General features: G+C 72.1%; 13 protein-coding genes and 2 tRNA genes. 7 read left to right on the forward strand and 8 right to left on the reverse strand.

Features of this window, described 5'->3' with window-relative positions; genetic code table 11:
• The first annotated feature begins 624 nt into the window (after positions 1-624).
• Positions 625-852, forward strand: coding sequence for a hypothetical protein (locus AB0G13_RS30225; RefSeq protein WP_357881620.1), 228 nt, complete (start codon positions 625-627; stop codon positions 850-852).
• Between the two features lie 3 nt (positions 853-855).
• On the opposite strand, the gene AB0G13_RS30230 is transcribed toward AB0G13_RS30225, so the two are convergent.
• The 6 genes from AB0G13_RS30230 to AB0G13_RS30255 all read right to left on the reverse strand — a co-directional run bounded on the left by AB0G13_RS30230 (position 856) and on the right by AB0G13_RS30255 (position 6,360).
• Positions 856-1,653, reverse strand: a complete 798-nt coding sequence (locus tag AB0G13_RS30230; RefSeq protein ID WP_357881623.1) for a carbon-nitrogen hydrolase family protein — start codon at positions 1,651-1,653, stop codon at positions 856-858.
• 153 nt (positions 1,654-1,806) lie between these two features.
• Positions 1,807-3,102, reverse strand: coding sequence for an ATP-dependent Clp protease ATP-binding subunit ClpX (gene clpX / locus AB0G13_RS30235; RefSeq protein WP_357881626.1), 1,296 nt, complete (start codon positions 3,100-3,102; stop codon positions 1,807-1,809).
• Between the two features lie 217 nt (positions 3,103-3,319).
• The gene (locus AB0G13_RS30240) at positions 3,320-3,982 is read right to left on the reverse strand and encodes an ATP-dependent Clp protease proteolytic subunit (protein ID WP_121399379.1); all 663 of its coding nucleotides are present in this window, start codon (positions 3,980-3,982) and stop codon (positions 3,320-3,322) included.
• A 10-nt stretch (positions 3,983-3,992) separates the two neighbouring features.
• Entirely contained in the window at positions 3,993-4,634 is a 642-nt protein-coding gene (locus tag AB0G13_RS30245; RefSeq protein ID WP_091628855.1) for an ATP-dependent Clp protease proteolytic subunit, read from the reverse strand.
• Positions 4,635-4,803: 169 nt separating this feature from the next.
• Positions 4,804-6,150 carry a trigger factor gene (tig, locus tag AB0G13_RS30250; RefSeq protein WP_357881630.1) on the reverse strand — a complete coding sequence of 449 codons (1,347 nt, stop codon included), beginning with the start codon at positions 6,148-6,150 and terminating at the stop codon, positions 4,804-4,806.
• 136 nt (positions 6,151-6,286) lie between these two features.
• Positions 6,287-6,360 (reverse strand) — tRNA-Pro (locus AB0G13_RS30255).
• Between the two features lie 202 nt (positions 6,361-6,562).
• Between AB0G13_RS30255 and AB0G13_RS30260 the strand changes: the two genes are divergently transcribed.
• A tRNA-Gly gene (locus tag AB0G13_RS30260) sits at positions 6,563-6,633 on the forward strand.
• 274 nt (positions 6,634-6,907) lie between these two features.
• On the opposite strand, the gene AB0G13_RS30265 is transcribed toward AB0G13_RS30260, so the two are convergent.
• The gene (locus tag AB0G13_RS30265) at positions 6,908-7,333 is read right to left on the reverse strand and encodes a nucleoside deaminase (RefSeq protein WP_357881633.1); all 426 of its coding nucleotides are present in this window, start codon (positions 7,331-7,333) and stop codon (positions 6,908-6,910) included.
• A 172-nt stretch (positions 7,334-7,505) separates the two neighbouring features.
• Here AB0G13_RS30265 and AB0G13_RS30270 point away from each other — a divergent pair, with 172 nt between their 5' ends.
• Together AB0G13_RS30270 and AB0G13_RS30275 are read left to right on the forward strand one after the other, a co-directional pair.
• Entirely contained in the window at positions 7,506-7,679 is a 174-nt protein-coding gene (locus tag AB0G13_RS30270; protein WP_357881636.1) for a hypothetical protein, read from the forward strand.
• A 111-nt stretch (positions 7,680-7,790) separates the two neighbouring features.
• Positions 7,791-8,210, forward strand: a complete 420-nt coding sequence (locus AB0G13_RS30275; RefSeq protein ID WP_357881639.1) for an ASCH domain-containing protein — start codon at positions 7,791-7,793, stop codon at positions 8,208-8,210.
• Between the two features lie 70 nt (positions 8,211-8,280).
• On the opposite strand, the gene AB0G13_RS30280 is transcribed toward AB0G13_RS30275, so the two are convergent.
• Positions 8,281-8,745, reverse strand: coding sequence for a carboxymuconolactone decarboxylase family protein (locus AB0G13_RS30280; RefSeq protein ID WP_357881642.1), 465 nt, complete (start codon positions 8,743-8,745; stop codon positions 8,281-8,283).
• A gap of 146 nt (positions 8,746-8,891) precedes the next feature.
• Here AB0G13_RS30280 and AB0G13_RS30285 point away from each other — a divergent pair, with 146 nt between their 5' ends.
• The 3 genes from AB0G13_RS30285 to AB0G13_RS30295 all read left to right on the forward strand — a co-directional run bounded on the left by AB0G13_RS30285 (position 8,892) and on the right by AB0G13_RS30295 (position 14,315).
• Positions 8,892-9,758 (forward strand): sigma-70 family RNA polymerase sigma factor, encoded by an 867-nt coding sequence (locus AB0G13_RS30285; protein ID WP_357881645.1) that lies wholly within the window; start codon positions 8,892-8,894, stop codon positions 9,756-9,758.
• A 105-nt stretch (positions 9,759-9,863) separates the two neighbouring features.
• Positions 9,864-12,974, forward strand: coding sequence for an Hsp70 family protein (locus AB0G13_RS30290; protein WP_357881648.1), 3,111 nt, complete (start codon positions 9,864-9,866; stop codon positions 12,972-12,974).
• Between the two features lie 117 nt (positions 12,975-13,091).
• Positions 13,092-14,315 (forward strand): S8 family peptidase, encoded by a 1,224-nt coding sequence (locus tag AB0G13_RS30295; protein ID WP_357881651.1) that lies wholly within the window; start codon positions 13,092-13,094, stop codon positions 14,313-14,315.
• Positions 14,316-14,351 lie beyond the last annotated feature (36 nt).

The following is a 14,351-nucleotide window of genomic DNA, read 5'->3' on the forward strand; positions in this document are numbered from 1 at the left end:
AACAAACCATAAAGGCTTGCCAGCCCGGGGTATAAATCAATTTGGCACTGGCTTATCAAGCACCCTGTTGAGTTCTCAAAGAACAACCACACACCACTCGAGCGTCCCACATCGTGGGAACCCGCTTGGGGCAACTCCTCTACCTTACTTGGTTCGCTTCCCGTCGTCAACCTCGTGTCCGAGGTGATCAAGGCTGCGTTCCAGGGTCCACGATGACGCACGCCGTATCACGGCGGTCGTTGCTGTCGTGGGAAGCCGCAGACCGGCCGATCGCCACTCTGTGGCCATCCGCCCGGCTCCTGCCGGCTTTCAAACTCTACCCGGTCGGTCTCGCGATCGCAACCCCGTCTTGGAGTGTCCTCGCACCGCCCGGATCCTCAGCCTCGCTCGGCGTCCCCGCCACGAGCCTGGTGCCCTTGTCGGCCGGTTTGTCCGGCCTTCCGCGTGCAGAGAGAAAGTTACGCCGCCCGCCCGCGGAAGGCAAATCGGCGTCCGCCACTGTCGACAGCGCGGAGGGCCGCCGGCGATCGCCACCCGGTGCCGGAGCGGCGGGCGAAGGTGGGCGCGCATTCGTGATGACCGCGCGGGGTCCGGAGGCGCTCCCGGCGTGCCAGAGTGTCTGTCATGGCTGACCTCCCGCGCACCCGGGTGACCGTGCTCGCCGAGGACGCGCTGCTCGGACTGCTGCTGCCGTTCTGGCAGCTGGTCATCGGCGCCTTCGTGGTCTTCGTCGTCCTGGTCTCGGTCGCTCGGCTGGCCCGAAGGGGTCGGTCCCGGATGACGACGGCACTCCTGGTCACGGCCGCCGCGATCGCCGGCTTCGCCGTGGTGGGCGTACTGCTGCAGGGGTGAACGTCAGAGGCGGCGGTTGGCCAGGCTCGGCAACTCGGCGCGGATGGTCCGCATCCGGTCGAGGTCGAGATCGGCGACGGCGAGGCCCGGACCGTCGGGCACCTGGGTGAGCACCGTCCCCCACGGGTCGACCACCATGCTGCGCCCGTAACAGGTCCGGCTCGGCTCGTGGTCGCCGATCTGCCCCGCCGCGGCGACGAAGCACTGGTTCTCGATCGCCCGCGCGCGCAGCAGCACCTCCCAGTGGTCCCGCCCGGTGTGGACCATGAAGGCCGCCGGCACCACGAGCAGTTGGGCGCCGCCCTCGATCACGAGCTGCCGGTACAGCTCCGGGAACCGGAGGTCGTAGCAGATCGACAGGCCGACGCGAAGGCCCTCGACGTCGACGACCACCGGCTGGTCGCCAGGCGCCACGGTGGCCGACTCGAGGTAGGAGACCCGGCCGGGGATCTCCACGTCGTACAGGTGGATCTTGCGGTAGCTGGCGGCGAGCGTGCCGGAGCGGTCGAAGACCAGGGAGGTGTTCCAGGTGCGGTCCGGATCCGGCCCGCGCTCGTGGATCGACCCGGCGATCAACCAGATGCCCAGCCGCCGGGCGAGGTCGGCGAAGAACCGTCCCACCTCTCCGTCGACCGGCTCCGGTTCGGGGAGCCCCGCGGCGGGGCCGAGGTAGTCGACGAACTCCGGCAGGAGCGCGAGATCCGCGCCGGCCGCCGCCGCCCGTTCCAGCATGGCCTCCGCGGCCGCGAGGTTCGCCTTACGGTCGTCCCGGGAGTTGAGCTGGCAGACGGCGACGCGCATGGGCATCAGCGTACGACCGGAACGCGTGCGGCGACAGCGTCGAATGTTGGCGGGCCCCCGGGTCGCGGGTGGTCGAGCCGTGCGGCACCGGCTGGCCCGGACGCGGACACGAAGCCGCGCCCGACCGGAGCGGACGGGCGCGGCGACGGTGGATCAGGCCGACTTCTCCTCGCGGTCCCGCCGGGCACGCCGGCCGGTGAACTCGCGCGGCACGATCGTCGGGTTGACGTTCTCGAGCACCACCTCGCGGGTGATCAGCACCCGGGCGGCGTCGGGGTTGCTCGGCACCTCGTACATCACGGAGAGCAGGACCTCTTCCATGATCGCCCGCAGGCCGCGGGCGCCGGTGCCGCGCAGCATCGCCTGGTCGGCGATCGCCTCCAGGGCCGGCGGCTCGAACTCCAGCTCGACGCCGTCGAGCTCGAAGAGGCGCTGGTACTGCCGGACCAGGGCGTTGCGCGGCTCGGTGAGGATGCGCACCAGGGCGGTGCGGTCGAGGCTGCGCACGTTGGTGATCACCGGGAGCCGGCCGATGAACTCGGGGATCAGCCCGAACTTCAGCATGTCCTCCGGCATGACCTGGCTGAAGATGTCGTCGGTCGACCGGTCGGAGACCGACCGCAGCCGGGCGCCGAAGCCGGTGCCGCCGTGACCGGTGCGGGCCTCGATGATCTGGTCGAGCCCGGCGAAGGCGCCACCGCAGATGAACAGCACGTTGGTGGTGTCGATCTGGATGAACTCCTGGTGGGGGTGCTTGCGCCCGCCCTGCGGCGGCACGTTGGCCACCGTGCCCTCCAGCATCTTGAGCAACGCCTGCTGGACGCCCTCGCCGGAGACGTCCCGCGTGATCGACGGGTTCTCCGACTTACGGGCGATCTTGTCGACCTCGTCGATGTAGATGATGCCGGTCTCGGCGCGCTTGATGTCGTAGTCGGCGGCCTGGATCAGCTTGAGGAGGATGTTCTCCACGTCCTCGCCGACGTAGCCGGCCTCCGTGAGCGCGGTGGCGTCGGCGATGGCGAACGGCACGTTCAACATCCGCGCCAGGGTCTGCGCCAGGTGGGTCTTGCCGCACCCCGTCGGTCCGAGCAGCAGGATGTTGGACTTGGCCAGTTCGACGGCGTCACTGCCGGAGCCCGGCGCCCCGGCCGCCTCGGCCTGGATCCGCTTGTAGTGGTTGTAGACCGCGACGGCGAGCGCCTTCTTGGCCTGGTCCTGCCCGACGACGTAGGTGTCGAGGAACTGGCAGATCTCCATCGGCTTGGGAAGCTCTTCCCACTTCACCTCACCGGACTCGGCCAGCTCCTCCTCGATGATCTCGTTGCAGAGATCGATGCACTCGTCGCAGATGTAGACCCCAGGGCCTGCGATGAGCTTCTTGACCTGCTTCTGCGACTTACCGCAGAACGAGCATTTCAGTAGGTCGCCGCCGTCACCGATCCGTGCCACCTACGTTCTCCCTGCACTCGTCGACCGGAGACCCGGCCCTCGCCTGCGGACGTGGAAGCGTCCGCCTCGTTCACCCCGCTCGTTCACCCCGCCGGAGGACCGGTGGAGCGGCACAGACCCGACGTTACCCGCTGGCGGAGGTTTCTCCGACCCCCAAAACGGGTGTGTCAGACGGTCGGCCGGGAGCGGACTCCCGGCCGACCGCGACCCGAGCTGTTCAGCTGGCGGCGTTGGCCGCCAGCAGGCCCTTCTTGCGGCTGGTGAGGATGGTGTCCACCAGCCCGTACTCCTTGGACTCCTCGGCCGTCATGATCTTGTCACGGTCGATGTCCTTGCGGACCTTCTCGATCGGCTGGTTGCAGTGCCGGGAGAGCATCTCCTCGAGCTGCGTGCGCATCCGCAGGATCTCCCGGGCCTGGATCTCGATGTCCGAGCCCTGCCCGTAGCCGCCCTCGGTGGCCGGCTGGTGGATGATGATCCGCGAGTTCGGCAGCGCCATCCGCTTGCCCGGGGTGCCGGCGGCCAGCAGCACGGCCGCGGCGCTCGCGGCCTGCCCGAGGCAGACCGTCGAGATGTCCGGCCGGACGTACTGCATGGTGTCGTAGATCGCCGTCATGGCGGTGAAGGAACCACCGGGCGAGTTGATGTACATGATGATGTCGCGGTCCGGGTCGGTGCCCTCGAGCGTCAGCAGCTGCGCCATCACGTCGTTGGCCGACGCGTCGTCGACCTGGACGCCGAGGAAGATGATCCGGTCCTCGAAGAGCTTGTTGTAGGGGTTGGACTCCTTCACCCCGTACGACGTGCGCTCGACGAACGACGGCAGGACGTAGCGGTTGTGCACGGCCGCGAACTGGGGCGGCAGGCTCAGGTCGGTCATCGTCAGCTCCTCAGCTCAGGGTCCCGGCGCCATCCGGAACCTGAGCGGCCCCGATGATCACCTTGTCGATGAAGCCGTAGTCCAGGGCCTCCTGGGCGGTGAACCAGCGGTCGCGGTCGGAATCCGCCTCGATCTGCGCCTGGCTCTGGCCGGTGTGGTGCGCGACCCGCTCCTGGAACATCCGCTTGGTGTAGAGCATCTGCTCCGCCTGGATGGCGATGTCGGACGCGGTGCCGCCGAGACCGCCGGAGGGCTGGTGCATCATGATCCGCGCGTGCGGCAGGGCGTAGCGCTTGCCCTTGGTGCCGGCGCAGAGCAGCAGCTGACCCATGGACGCCGCCATGCCCATCGCCACGGTCGAGACGTCGTTGTCGATGAACTGCATGGTGTCGTAGATCGCCATGCCGGAGTAGACCGAACCGCCCGGCGAGTTGATCCAGAGGTTGATGTCGCGGTCCGGGTCCTCCGCGGCGAGCAGCAGGAGCTGCGCGCAGATGCGGTTGGCGACCTGGTCGGTCACCTCGCTGCCCAGGAAGATGATGCGTTCCTTGAGCAACCGGTTGTAGACCGAGTCGTCGAGGTTGCCAATGGTGTCGCCACCGCGGGCATCGATCGCCCGGAGCGGCTTCGCTTGGATGTGCATGTCGGTCATGGCAGCCCTTCGCTCTCCGTACCGTCCTACCCGACACTAACCGCTCAGCCGGATGGCAGAGCGCCGGTCCGGGCAGTGTTCGCTATCAGCGCAGCACCGCCGGGGCGTACCCGAAAAGGGAATCGGCCGCCGTCCACCGCAGGCGGCGGACGGCGGCCTCCCCGCACGATCAGTGCTCGTGGTTGTGCTCGGCCTCGCTCTCGGCGCGCAGCGCGTCGAGGGTGACCTCGTTGCCCGCCGAGTCCTTGATCTTGATGCGCTCCATGACCGAGGCCAGGGCCTTGCCCCGCCGCACGTCACCGAAGACGGCACCGGCCGCGCCCGAGCGGACCAGCTGGTCGTAGTACTGCTGCGGAGCCATCCCGGCGCGCTGGGCCCGGTGCACGATCTCGTGGCCGAACTCGTCGTCGGAGACCTGCACGTCCTCGGCGTCGGCGAGGGTGTCCAGCAGCAGCTGGACCTTGACGCCCTCGGTCGCCGCCTCGGTCAGCTCGGCGTCGATCTGCTCCTCGGTCTTCTCCTCGGCCGCGAGGTACTCCTCCAGGGAGGCGCCGATCCGCTCGAGCTGGTCGACCATGGCCTGCTTGCGGTTCTCGACCTCCTCGCGGATGACGCCCTCCGGCGCCGGCACCTCGGCGGCGGCCACCATCTGCTCCAGCGCCTTGTCGCGGGCGGCGTAGATCTGCTCGACCCGCTTGCCCCGGGTGACCCGCTCGCGCAGGTCGCCACGCAGCTCCTCGATGGTGTCGAACTCGCTCGCCATCTGGGCGAACTCGTCGTTGAGCTCCGGCAGCTCCTTCTCCTTGACCGTGCGGACGGTCACCGCCACCTCGGCGTCGCGGCCGGCGAAGTCGCCGCCGACGAGCTGGGTGGTGAAGCTGGTGCTCTCGCCGGCGGCCAGGCCGACGACGGCCTCGTCCAGGCCCGGGAGGAGCTGCTTGCTGCCGACCTCGTGGGAGATGTTGCTGGCGGAGCCGCCCGGCACGTCCTCGCCGTCGACGGTCGCGTTCAGGTCGATCTGGACGTAGTCGCCCTCCTGGGCGGCCCGCTCGACGGTCTTGAGGGTGGCGAACCGCTCGCGCAGGTTCTTCACCTGCTCGTCGATCTCGCTGTCGTCGATCTGGAGCTCGTCGACGGTCACCTCGATGGTGGCCGGGTCCGGCAGCGTGATCTCCGGGCGGACGTCGACCTCGGCGGTGAAGTTCAGCGAGTCACCGTCGTTGAACTCGGTGATCTCGACCTCGGGGCGGCCGAGCGTCTTCAGGTCGTGCTCGCGGACGGCGGCGAGGATGTTCTGCGGGATGGCCTCCTGCACCGCCTCGTTGAGGACGGTGCCCCGGCCGACCCGCTGGTCGATCACGGCCGCCGGAACCTTGCCCTTGCGGAAGCCGGGCACCTGGACCTGCTGGCCGATCTCCCGGTACGCCTTCCTGAGGCTCGGCTCGAGCTCGACGAACGGCACCTCGATGGCGAGCCGCACGCGCGTCGGGCTCAGAGTCTCGACGGTGCTCTTCACAGGCGTACTCCTTGACGGATCTCGGTTTTAGTCTGGGCGTGATAAGCCCATCGAGTGTAGGCGAGCCGGCCGGACGCACCGGCAGCGGCCGGGGACCGCACGAAGGGCGACCCCGGCGACCGGCCGCGGACGACAGTCGGGGTGGCGGGATTTGAACCCACGGCCCCTCGCTCCCAAAGCGAGTGCGCTACCAAGCTGCGCCACACCCCGTGGCGACGAGCAGTCTATGCCGTCGCGACCCGCCGGACGTGCCGGGGCGTCCCTCAACGCGCCGAAGGGGGACCAACCAGACATCCGGCCCCTCCGGGCCCCCGGCCTCCGCGCCACCACGCGCCGCTGCGGGGGACGCGGCTGAGCGGGCCGCGCGGGTCATTGGGTACGCTGTCGGCGCGCCCACAACATCCGGGCGTACGCGGGCGTAGCTCAATGGTAGAGCTTCAGTCTTCCAAACTGACGGTGCGGGTTCGATTCCCGTCGCCCGCTCCGCGATGGTGGCCCAGGTCAGGAGCGATTCCCGACCCGGGCCACATCCATGTCTACCGCCTGTCCCTGCGGGCGTGCCCGCCACGTGCCCGATCCCGTTCCTCGGCGTGGAAGGACCCGGGTGCCGCTCCAGGTCTGACGCTCACACCGGATTACCTGTACGGGGCGTACTGGATGTCGCGGGGCAGAGGCGGTCGGCGCGCTTGCGGTCCGCCCTGCGGGCGGCCTCCGACCGTCGGTCGGGCGCCCGCAGCGCTTCGTGCAGAGTGCTGCCTTAGTAGTGCTTTTCGATTGGCTGGCGCGCCTCGTCGAACAGCGCCGGCCCCTCGTACCGCACCGGGGGCGGCGGCGGGGTGGCCGGCTTTACCTCCTGAAACTGCTCGCTGGACAGGGCGTACACCACCCGGCCGAGGCCGGACTGGTTGATGGCGGTCGTGCACATCGGGCAGGGCTGGCAGCTGGTGAACATGGTGGTGCCGGCGGCCACGTCGGGGGCGAGTTCCCGGGCGGCCCAGCGGGCCAGCTTCAGTTCCGGGTGGGCGGTGATGTCCGAGTCGGAGACCACGGTGTTGTGATCCTCGATCAGGACGGTGCCGTCCGCACCGACCAGCAACGAGGCGAACGGCCGTTCGCCGGACGCCCCGGCCTGGTTGGCGAGTTCCACGGCGTGCCGGAGAAATCTCTCGTCGTCGGGTGTCATCGGTCCTCCTGGGATTCGTGGTACGCGGCCACGACCGCAATTGTCCGCCAGGCGCGGTTCGGGCTGGCGGATCTCCGCCCGGATGGCAGGGGCGGATGTGTGAGGCTGCCCCGTCGCACGAGTGGAGAGCGCCGTACACCACAGACTGAGAGGACCGGGAGTGGAGGAGCGAGTGACAGCCGAGCGTCTGACGCTGGTGAGCACCGTTGGCCGGTGGTTCCACCTGGACCGGCCCGTGCTGATCGAGCGCGGGCAGTCCTACTGGGTCGATCGTGCCACCAGCGAGTTGTGCGTCGATCGGGGAGACGGCCGAATCACCCGGGCCGCCGGTTGGGTGTGCCGCTGAGTGGCGTCGGCTGAGGGGATGCCACGCGGGCACGACAGCACGTCATGTCTGGACTCGCTCCCGCACCGCCGCGAGGCACGGACCGGCGGCCGGCGCGCGTACCCTTTCGGGGTGGAACTTGATGATCTTCCGACGGCGGAGTTCGCCTTCCCGGGGCCGCTGCGGGACAGTCTGGTGGCCGCGATCCTGTCGGGCGCGAAGACCTCGACGTCCAGCCTCGTGCTCGGCTACGAGCACGCGGGCGAGGCGATGCCCGAGGTGGGTCAACGGTCGGCGGTGGTCGACTCGGCGGGCCGGCGGGTCGCGGTGATCGAGGTGACCGACGTACGGGTGGTGCGGCTCGGCGACGTCGACCTGCGACACGCCCTCGACGAGGGCGAGGGGTACGAGTCGGTGGCGCAGTGGCGGGCCGGGCACGAGAGGTTCTGGCACAGCGCGGAGGTGCGCGCGGAGCTGGGCGATCCCGGCTTCACCGTCGACGACGACACCCCGGTGCTGGTCGAACGCTTCCGGCTGGTGCACACCGTCTGAACGCCCCTTCCGGTAGGCGGCGATCGGGCGTGCGGCGGGGCCGCCGCCGCACGCCCGGGTCGTACGCCGCTCAGCCCCAGTTCTGCGGGGCGGGCTGACGGGTGGTGGCGTTCAACCGGTTGAAGAAGTTGGTGGTGGCGAGCCAGAGCACCAGCGCGGCCAGTTCCTTCTCCTCGAAGTGCCGGGCGGCCTCGTCCCACACCTCGTCGGGCACGGGGTCGGCCCGGTCGGCGAGCCGGGTGGCGGCCTCGGCGAGCGCGAGCGCGGCCCGCTCCGCGTCGGTGAAGTACGGCGTCTCCCGCCAGACGGCCACCGCGAACAGCCGCTCCTCGGTCTCCCCGGCCTTCCGGGCGTTGCGGGCACCGGAGTCGACGCACGCGCTGCACCCGTTGATCTGGCTGGCCCGCAGGTGGACCAGCTCCAGGGTGCTCCCGGGGACGCCCGCCGAGTGGGCCGCCTTGTAGAGCAGGTTGATCGCCTTCACCGCGTCGGGGAGCAGCGTCGCGGGGTTCTGCATACGGGCCTGCACGGACATCTCGCACCGTCCTTCCTGTTACGCTGCCGGCCTTCGCCGTCGCAGCGCTCCTGGTTCCTCACCCTGCTGTCGACAGCCGGAGGGGCGACGTGACAGATGTGACCCGGGCCACACCAGGGCGGGATGTCCACCGGGGTGGCGATGCCGTGAGCGACACCGACCTGCTCGCCGAGCGTTTCGAGGAGCAGCGCCCCCGCCTGCGCTCCGTGGCCCAGCGGATGCTCGGCTCCGGGGCCGAGGCCGACGACGCGGTCCAGGACACCTGGCTGCGGCTCAGCCGCGCCGACGCCGACGGCATCGACAACCTGCCGGGCTGGCTGACCACCACCGTCGGGCGGGTCTGCCTCGATCGGCTGGGATCGAGCGCCGCGCGGCACGAGCGGCCCGCCGACGTGGCCGCCGACGAGTCGACCACGTCGGGAGCGGGCGAGGTCGACCCCGAGCGGGAGGCGATGCTCACGGAATCGGTCGGACGCGCGCTGGACGTGGTGCTACGGACCCTCGGCCCCACCGAGCGGCTGGTGTTCGTGCTGCACGACATGTTCGCGGTCTCCTTCGACGAACTCGCGCCCGTCGTCGACCGCAGCCCGGCCGCCGTACGGCAGATCGCCAGCCGGGCCCGCCGGCGCGTGCAGGCCGGGTCGCCGTCGCCGGAGACCGACCGGGCCCGACAGCGCGGAGTCGTCCAGGCGTTCCTCGCCGCGTCCCGCGAGGGGCGCTTCGACGACCTGCTCACCCTGCTCGACCCGCACGTCGTGCTGCGCTCCGACGCCACGGCCGTCGGGATGGGCGGGGCCAGCGAGGCGCGCGGCTCGGCCACGGTGGCCGACTTCTTCTCCGGCAAGGCGCAGGGGGCCGTCCCGGCGTTCGTCGACGGTGCGCCGGGAGCGTTGGTCGTCGTCGACGGCCGTACCCGCCTGGTGCTCAGCTTCGTGGTCACCGACCGGATCATCGGCATCGAGGTGGTCGCCGATCCCGACCAGATCGCCGGGCTGGACCTGATCGTGGACTGACGGCCCGTACCGCTGAGCCGCACGTCAGGGCGGGATCGGCGCCGGTGCGGCCGCTGCGTACGATGCGGGGCCGGGCATCCCCTCGTCCCGCGGAGGTAACGGCAGATGGCAGGCCAGCACGAGGGGTACGCCCTCGGCGTCGACCTCGGCACGTCCCACACCGTCGCCGTGCTGCGTCGGCCCGACGGGCACACCCGCCCGCTGCTCGTGGACGGGCAGCCGATCATCCCCTCCGGGGTGTACGCCGACGCGGACGGGCTGCTGCACGCCGGGCGGGACGCCCAGCGGCTGGCCCGGACCGATCCCGGCCGGTACGAGCCGAACCCGAAGCGGCGCATCGACGAGCCCGCGGTCATGTTGGCTGATCGCCGGTATCCGCCGGCCGAGCTGCTGGCCGCGACGCTGCACGCGGTGGCCCGGGCGGCCGTCGAGGCGGTCGGCTTCCTGCCTCCGGCGGTGCTCACCTGCCCGGCGACCTGGGACGCTGCCCGCCGCCAGGTGCTGGCCGACGCCCTGGCGGCGGCCGGCTGGCCGTCGGCGGCCGAGCACACGCTCTCCGGTCCCACCCCGCCGGGCACCCGGCTGCTGCGGGAGCCGGTGGCCGCCGCCCGCTACTACACGCAGGTGCTGCGCCGCCCGGTGCCGGTGGGCGGGACGATCGCGGTCTTCGACTTCGGCGCCGGGACGCTGGACGTCGCGGTGCTGCGCAACGAGGGCGCCGATCCGTGGGGCGACTCCGGGTTCACGGTCGTCACGGCGGGAGGCGCCGACGACCTCGGTGGCCTGGACGTGGACGCGGCCCTGCTGGGTCGGCTCGCCGAGCTGGTCGCCGAGGCGCACCCGGCCCGGTGGGAGCGGCTGAGCCGTCCTGAGTCCGCGACGCAGTGGCGCGAGCGGCACGAGCTCTGGGAGAACGTGCGGGGCGCGAAGGAGATGCTGTCGCGGGTGACGGCCGCGCCGGTGGCCGTGCCGGGGGTGGAGGCGGCGGTCACGCTCACCCGGGCCGACCTGGAACGGGTGGCCGCGCCGCTGTTGGGCCGGGCGGTGGCGGTGACCCGGGAGGTGATCGGCGCGGCCGGCATCGACCCGCAGCAGCTCTCCGGCCTGTTCCTGGTCGGCGGCGCCACCCGGATGCCGATGGTGGCCCGGCTGCTGCACGCCGAGTTGGGCGTCGCCCCGACCGTGCTCGAGCAGCCGGAGTTGCCGGTGGCCGAGGGGGCGCTGACCGACCTGCCCCTGCCCCGGCGAGCCCGGTCCGCCGACGCCTTCGCCGCCCCTGCCGTCGTGCCCGCGCAGCCCGGCGCAGCGCCACGCCCCGATCCCGCCGCGGCAGCACCGTCCGCTGCGCCAGCGTCACCCGTCGCCGCGCCGGCGCAGTCCGGATCCGCCGGCCCGCCGCACGACCCCGCCGCGCCGCACCACGGCGTCGGCGGAGCGCAGACCGGGTCCGCCGGCCCGGACCCCGCGCCAACCTCCGTGGCCGGCCCGGAGGGCGTCACGCCGGCCCTGCCCGCCGGGCTGACGCCGACCATGGTCGCCGACTCGTCGACCGCCCCGACCGTGCCCGCCGCGCCGTCACCGGCCGCGCCGTTCGCCCCACCCGGCGCAGCGGCCGGAGGCCCGGCGCCCTTCGCGCCGCCCGGCGCAGCGGCCGGCGGCCCGGCATCCTTCGCCCCACCCGGCGCAGCGGTGGGGAGCCCGGCACCGTTCGCGCCGCCGAGCGCGGCGGCCGGAGGCCCGGCACCCTTCGCGCCACCGGGGGCGTGGCCCGGCGTACCCGTCTCCGGCACGCCGGTGTCGCCGCCCGGCGGCGGCCGGAGCGGGCCCGCGCTCCCGCGACGCCGGGCACTGTGGATCTCGCTCGCCGCCGTTCTCGCGCTCGCCGGCGTGGCGACCGCGGCGGTGCTGTACCTGACGCGGGACCGCTACCCGGCGCTGGAGTTCCGGACCGTCGAGCAGCTGCCCAGGGTGCCCGCCGGCACCGAGCGGCCCATGGACATGTTCACCGCGGTCCTCGGCGACCGGGCCTACCTCGGGTATCCGCTCGATGACGGACGGCTGGAGGTGGTGGCGGTCGACGCCGGCACCGGCGCGGTGAAGTGGCGGAAGCAGACCGTGGCGTCCTCGGAGCGGTGGAAGCGGATCGTCGCCCTGCCCGGCGCTGTCGCGGTCTTCGCCGACGCCATCGGCGACGACACGCCCCGCGACCTCGTGCTGCTCGACGGCGCCTCCGGCGACCAGCGGTGGCACCGGTCGATCCTGGGCAACGACGACGTGCTCTTCGGCGACGGCGTCGCGGTGCAGGTGGACCGCACCGGCAAGCGGCTCGTCGGGCTGCGCCTCGGCGACGGCCACGAGGAGTGGGCGCAGCCCAGCCCGCGCGACGAGTACGACAACGCCGGGACCAGCGTCCACCCGGTCACCACCGACGAGGCGCTGGGCGGCCCGGCCTACCTCGACGGCTCGCCGCGCGACCCCTGGCGCGGCGAGGTCAACCGGATCGTGCAGGTGGGCGCGGACCGGTCCGTCCGGCTGATCGACATGGGCACCGGCCGGGTGGTCCGCACCCGCGCCGGGATTGCCGACAACGACGACCTGGTGGTGGCCCACGAGGACCGGCTCTACGTGGCCCGCGACGACGCCGGCTACCAGCTGCTCGCGTACGACATGACGAGCGACGCCCAGCCGAAGGTGCTCTACACCGCGGAGGACGACCGGCGCCGGCCGAAGGCGCTGGTGCCCTGCGGCGAGCGGCGGGCGTGCCTGCTGGAGGTCACCGGCGGCGACGACGAGACCGCCGAGGTGGTGGCGGCGACCGAGGAGAAGGTGAGCCAATGGAAGGCGCCGCGCGCGACCCGGCTCGTGCCGCTCGGCGAGCACCTGCTCGCCCGGCGGACCTCCCCGGATTCGGCCGGCACGCTGTTCGACCCCGACGGGCGCGCCGTGCTCTCCGAGCGTGGCGGGGTGGCGGTCCGGCTCGACGCGGGCAACCTGCTGCTCCTCGCCGATCCGCCCAGCTCGGTCGAGGACGACCGCAGCGTCGCCGGGATGTCGGTGGGCTCGGGCGAGGTGGACGAGCTGGGCCAGCTGGAGGACGTCCGCAGCGACACATGCTCGTGGAACACCAGCGTGATCGCCTGCGGAGCCGGGAGGGAGAGCGGGGACGCCGGGGCAGAGTCCCCGTACGGCTTCGTGCTCTACCGGTTCGCCGAATAGCCGATACCCGACAGCAATTCATATGGATCTATATTGCCGATAACCTCCTCTCAACGGCCAGGCCGCTCCGCGTCCGGTCACGAGCCGGTGCGGGGCCGACAGGAGGAGGACCGGCAGATGACACTTCCCCGTACCCGGAGATGGCGGGCCCGCGCGGTGGGCGTACTCGCCGCCGCCACGGTCGTCGCCGCGATGGGCACCCCCGCGGCGGCCGCCCCGGCCACCGGCGAGATCCTGCACGCCGACGCCGCGAACGCCGTGACCGACGGATACGTCGTGGTGCTCAGGGGCGACGCACTCGGGAACTCCGGCGACCGGCGGGCCGCCGTCACGAAGGCCGCCGACCGGCTGGCCGACCGCTACGGGGCCGCCCTCGGCCACGTCTACGGGCACGCGCTCACCGGATTCGTGGCGCACCTGCCCGAGCGGGCGGCCCGCCGGCTCGCCGCCGACCCGGCTGTGGCGTACGTGGAGCGGGACCGGGTGGTGACCCTCGTCGGCCCGGGCGTGCAGCTCAACCCGCCGTCGTGGGGGCTGGACCGGATCGACCAACGCTCTCTCCCGCTCGACGGCCGGTACGCCTACCCGAACACCGCGCACAACGTGCACGCGTACGTCATCGACACCGGCATCCGGAGCACGCACGGCGACTTCGGCGGCCGCGCCGGCGTGGGGGTCGACCTCGTCGACGGCGGCCCGGCGGACGACTGCAACGGCCACGGCACCCACCTGGCCGGCACCATCGGCGGCACCCGGCACGGGGTGGCCAAGGAGGTCCAGTTGCGCCCGGTGCGGGTGCTCAACTGCGCCGGCAGCGGCACCTTCTCCCAGGTGATCGCGGGCGTGGACTGGGTCACCGCGAACGCCGTGCGGCCGGCGGTGGCGCTCCTGGCGCTCGGCGGCGGCGCCAGCACGGCGCTGGACGCCGCGGTGAACCGGTCGATCGCCTCCGGGGTGACCTACGCCGTCACGGCGGGCAGCTCGAACGCCAACGCCTGCAACTACTCCCCGGCGCGGGTGGCGGCAGCGCTCACCGTGGCCGGTACCACCATCACCGACGCCCGGATGCCGAGCGGCAACTACGGCAGTTGCCTGGACCTGTACGCCCCCGGCGCCAACATCACCTCCACCTGGCACACCGGCGACACGGCGGCGGTCACCATCAGCGGCGGCTCGATGGCCGCCGCGCACGTCGCCGGCTGCGCCGCGCTCGCCCTCTCGGCCAACCCGACCTGGAGCCCCGCGCAGGTGACCGCGTACCTGGTCGGCAGGGCGACGACCGGGGTGGCCACGGGCGTGGTCAGCGGTACGCCGAACCGCCTGCTCTACTGCGGTCCCTGAGCCGCCACGGGCGTCGGATCCGGTGCCCGGCCGCGC

The organism is Micromonospora sp. NPDC023633, from assembly GCF_040640035.1.
In the GTDB taxonomy this organism is placed as follows: Bacteria; Actinomycetota; Actinomycetes; order Mycobacteriales; family Micromonosporaceae; genus Micromonospora.

Bases quoted from the DNA above. Each gene is read 5' to 3' on its own strand.
- AB0G13_RS30230 (WP_357881623.1), bottom strand. From the start codon at position 1,653: ATGCGCGTCGCCGTCTGCCAGCTCAACTCCCGGGACGACCGTAAGGCG.
- AB0G13_RS30290 (WP_357881648.1), top strand. From the start codon at position 9,864: ATGGCAGGCCAGCACGAGGGGTACGCCCTCGGCGTCGACCTCGGCACG.
- AB0G13_RS30240 (WP_121399379.1), bottom strand. From the start codon at position 3,982: ATGACCGACCTGAGCCTGCCGCCCCAGTTCGCGGCCGTGCACAACCGC.
- AB0G13_RS30265 (WP_357881633.1), bottom strand. From the start codon at position 7,333: ATGACACCCGACGACGAGAGATTTCTCCGGCACGCCGTGGAACTCGCC.
- AB0G13_RS30245 (WP_091628855.1), bottom strand. From the start codon at position 4,634: ATGACCGACATGCACATCCAAGCGAAGCCGCTCCGGGCGATCGATGCC.
- AB0G13_RS30280 (WP_357881642.1), bottom strand. From the start codon at position 8,745: ATGTCCGTGCAGGCCCGTATGCAGAACCCCGCGACGCTGCTCCCCGAC.
- AB0G13_RS30225 (WP_357881620.1), top strand. From the start codon at position 625: ATGGCTGACCTCCCGCGCACCCGGGTGACCGTGCTCGCCGAGGACGCG.
- AB0G13_RS30295 (WP_357881651.1), top strand. From the start codon at position 13,092: ATGACACTTCCCCGTACCCGGAGATGGCGGGCCCGCGCGGTGGGCGTA.